Here is a 2,835-nt window from a genome sequence, read left to right as displayed (position 1 = left end):
TTTTCGACTTCGCTGGAAGAAAAATAAAGACTCTGTCTTCCATCCGAGGAGTTAAAATCTGCCGATACATAGGAAAGATTACTCTCATCCTCTGAATCAATTGTTAGAGTTACAGTCTCTCCAGCCTGATACTCTGTTTTATCTAATGTATAAGAAACCAGTTTTGGTGCTGTACGGTCGCTCACTGTACCAGTAACCGTCATCGAAAGTGGTGCAAATGTATGTTCTGACCATGTATTTTTCGAAGAATCATAATAATAAACAATATTACCAATCTCGTCTCTTAGAGATAGATGTGTTAAATTATAAATGTCACTCGGGCGATTTTCTGGAATGGAGCTAGTTAAAACTGAACGATATAAGCCATTAGCTAATTTTTCGACTTCGCTGGAAGAAAAATAAAGACTCTGTCTTCCATCCGAGGAGTTAAAATCTGCCGATACATAGGAAAGGTTACTCTCATCCTCTGAATCAATTGTTAGAGTTACGGTCTCACCGGCCTGATACTCTGTTTTATCTAATGTATAAGAGACAAGTTTTGGTGCAGTACGATCTTCCAACACCTCTGCTGCTCTATCTGTAGCTGGAGAGCTGGTCGATAAAATTTTTGCCTCTAAATTCGTATTTGTTTCTGGTGTAGTTGAAATTGACTCTTCGCTTACATTACTTGCTTCTACACCAGTTGAAGGAACAGCTCCTACTGTCGGAGAATTTGTACCTGTCGTGGTTTCAACCTCTGAAGCCCCCTCGTTTCCTACAATTCCGGTTGATGTTGCGACATCATTTTCTGCAGTTAATTTAAGAGTTTCAGAAGTATTTATGACTTGTTCAGAACTTGCTGTTGTGGGAGTATTCTCACTCACTTCATCAGCAAAGACAACATCCGTAGTAGAAAACAGCAAACCTAGAGCCAGCACTCCTACTGCTCCATGGATTCCTTTTCTAATACTTCCAAAACCTTTGGATTCTTGGCATTTCTTTAACATATAATCCTCCTTTAATTAGTGTTATTATATACAATTTTATCTGATTTATAAAGTATTTACTGGCAAATTATTACAAAAAAACACTCAATTACTTGAGTGCAAAGAATATGACTAAAACACATCCACCAAATACTGAAACAAGTCTCTATGTTGCTTGCAATCATTGTATAGAAATTCTGGGTGCCATTGAATACCAAACAAGGCTTGTTTCCCCTTGCTTTCGTAGGCCTCAATGGTTCCATCTCGTGGATCTAGTCCAGTTGCCACCAAACCTGGTGCCAAATCTTTAATACGCTGATGATGGAAGGAATTAATGGAGCTACCTTGAGAGAACAACTGACTGACACGACTCATTGGTTTAACCTGTAAACGATGAGAAGTTCCCGCGATACCCTCTTGCCAATGATCAGCAACTTCCTGCTCTAAACTTCCACCTAAAGCAACATTGAGCAACTGCATCCCTCGACAGACAGCAAAAATCGGTTTCCCTTGACGAAGGGCCTCTTCAATCAAAGCTAACTCAAATGCATCACGTTCCAAGAGGTAGTCATCACTATCTATCAAACGTTTTTGGCCATACAAACTTGGATCCACATGCTGACCACCTGACAAAATCAACTTGTCAATCATTTCGATATAGTCTTTAGCTAGATCAGGAGTTCCCATAGGAATAACCATTGGCACACCACCTGCCTGACGAACGCTGTCTGCCAATTCTCGCGCTACCGTTACATATACGCGACCAGATTTAGTCGGAAATTCTTGCTCATTTCCTGAAATTCCAATAATCACCTTTCCCATAAAAAGCCCCTTTCTTTCGTTTTTTCAATTGTAGCATGGCTACCTAGCCCTGTCTAATATAGAACTTTTATGGGCTGATAAAAATTATTTATCAGTTGCCTTTAGTACAAAATGCTCCTTATCCACCTGAGTCCATACACCATCTGTTACAAAATCCTTTATAAGCCCAGTTTGAGATAGCTCTTGCAACTGAGCACGTGCCTCCTGTGGATCAAGGCTCAGATTGGATTGCAAGAGGTAGCGGGTATAGGGATGTTGGGGATTTTGAAAAATATCCTGTGCTGGTCCTATTTCAACCAAGCTTCCCTTGTACATGACCGCAATACGATCTGCGAATTGGTTCACCAAGTTTAAATCATGAGAAATGAAGAGATAGGTCAGTCCTAAATCCTCTTGCAACTGGTTCAACAAATCCAGTATGGTCGCCTGTATCGACACATCAAGGGCCGAGGTCGGTTCATCACACACAATAAATTGGGGATGAGAAACGACTGCACGAGCGATGCCAATTCGCTGGCGTTGCCCACCACTAAAAGATTTAGGGCGTTTGTGTACAGCATCCCCTTCTATACCCACCCGTTTCAACATAGCTAGAGCCTTCTCTTCCGCCTCCTTCTTAGGAAGTGAGTAGAGAGGTTCTTTGACCAGTTCTAAGGCCGACAGGTAGGGATTGAGAGAAGAATAGGGGTCTTGATAAATCACTTGCAGGGCTTGATTATTTAATTCTTCTGATGTCAAACCAGGAAAATCAACTCGGCCTTGACTAGCCTTTTCCAATCCTAAGACAATTTTAGAAAGTGTCGATTTGCCACTGCCTGATTCACCAACCAGACCAAGTGTCTCACCTTTATAAATAGACACATTTACACCGTTCAAAGCATCGACACGTTGCTCTTGCCCAAACCAATTCTTCTTAGAGTAAGTTTTGCTCACATCCGAAACCTGTACTAGAACTTCCTTATCCATTCTTCTCCTCCTCGTAAAATAAGTTTATGGGGATTTTTCAACCCCAAATTTTTAACAATTGTAATAACATTAACTTGACTAT

At 40.8% G+C, this 2,835-nt stretch carries 3 protein-coding genes; all 3 read right to left on the bottom strand.

Going from position 1 to position 2,835, the window contains the following annotated elements; translation table 11 throughout:
- Positions 1–986: hypothetical protein (locus P7J58_RS02640; RefSeq protein WP_408572552.1), on the bottom strand; the 986-nt coding region annotated here is incomplete at its 3' end.
- 111 nt (positions 987–1,097) lie between these two features.
- On the bottom strand, positions 1,098–1,787 hold the full coding sequence (locus P7J58_RS02635; RefSeq protein WP_408555660.1) for a gamma-glutamyl-gamma-aminobutyrate hydrolase family protein: 690 nt from the start codon (positions 1,785–1,787) through the stop codon (positions 1,098–1,100).
- A gap of 84 nt (positions 1,788–1,871) precedes the next feature.
- Positions 1,872–2,753: an ATP-binding cassette domain-containing protein gene (locus tag P7J58_RS02630; protein ID WP_408555661.1), complete on the bottom strand. Its 882-nt coding sequence runs from the start codon at positions 2,751–2,753 to the stop codon at positions 1,872–1,874.
- Positions 2,754–2,835: the final 82 nt, after the last annotated feature.

It is taken from the genome of Streptococcus suis, from assembly GCF_046032535.1.
Classification (GTDB): Bacteria; Bacillota; Bacilli; order Lactobacillales; family Streptococcaceae; genus Streptococcus; species Streptococcus suis_AK.
This window is presented reverse-complemented; position numbering and strand designations above follow the sequence as displayed.